Source organism: Flavobacterium sp. DW-iso2, assembly GCF_058725285.1.
Genome location: NZ_JBZXDY010000074.1, coordinates 1 through 1,069 on the forward strand (window position 1 = coordinate 1; position 1,069 = coordinate 1,069).

Sequence of the window (1,069 nt, forward strand, 5' to 3'; positions counted from 1 at the left end):
TCTATTTGGACGCAAACTGCATCGTTTACATTGAAGTAAATTACTTTCTGCTTAACGATATCAGAGTAAATTTTTCACCGCAAAATTTGGCAACAATATGTATTGCAACGTGTCGCAGCTTGTGGATGGTGGGGAGTTTTGAGCAGATTATTTTCTGCTGAACAGAAACGTAATTGATTACGGTAATTCCACTAAATCCCCACTATACACAAACTGCTGTTGTGCGTTCGGCTTTATTTTTCGATTGTTTTTATTCTGATTTTAGAAGATATTCGGTTAAACATAAGTAATCCTTCATAATCTAAAACTTTTGTAATTCTATCGATTCTATCTTTATAAATTCCGTAGTCTATGTTAATTTCAAATATATCATTATCATCTATTAATTTATTCAAAAACTTCAATTCAACATTCAAAAGTTTCAGAGCTTCTTCTTTGTTATGTTCAATCGGATTATCAATTCCAATAACAGAATATTTTTCCATAGAGCAAAAACACATCATTAAACCGTCATTGAAATTATCTTTAATAAGTGTAGTTCCTCTGTCACTATAAATTAACCCAATCTGAAAATCTAATTCAGATTTTAACACCATTAAATTATGTTCATAATCCTTATATTTCTTATTTTGTTTGTCTCTTTCGGTATTTATTTCTGCCATCTTGGCGTTCCAACGTTCGAGGATATTTACATATGTAAAAATTCCACTAAATGTAATCAGAACTGCAAAAACGACAAGAATAAGATTTGTATCACTGCTTTGTTGCGTAATATAGTAATCTTCTTTAAACGTTTTTTCAGAATTAAAATCGATTGAGTTTTTATTCAAAGAGTTTATTCTAGTTTCTAAAATATTATTGTTATAATATTCAATACAACAAAAAACAATCAATCCAAATAAAATGGAAGTGTAAATAAGATTAATGTTTATTTTCATAAAAAATTTGGTTTGTTAATATTCTGTCGGTTTCGGTTTCCCAAGCTGACGCACAACGTCAGGCTGTGAAAAAACTCCGTTTTTGAATTAATTACCGCAAAATCTATCGTTGTATAACTCAATATAGACAC

At 29.5% G+C, this 1,069-nt stretch carries 1 protein-coding gene; it reads right to left on the reverse strand.

Annotated elements, in window-relative coordinates; all coding sequences use genetic code 11:
- Positions 1–233: 233 nt before the first annotated feature.
- Positions 234–938, reverse strand: coding sequence for a hypothetical protein (locus AC4PRO_RS18150; protein ID WP_492118395.1), 705 nt, complete (start codon positions 936–938; stop codon positions 234–236).
- Between the last annotated feature and the right edge of the window lie 131 nt (positions 939–1,069).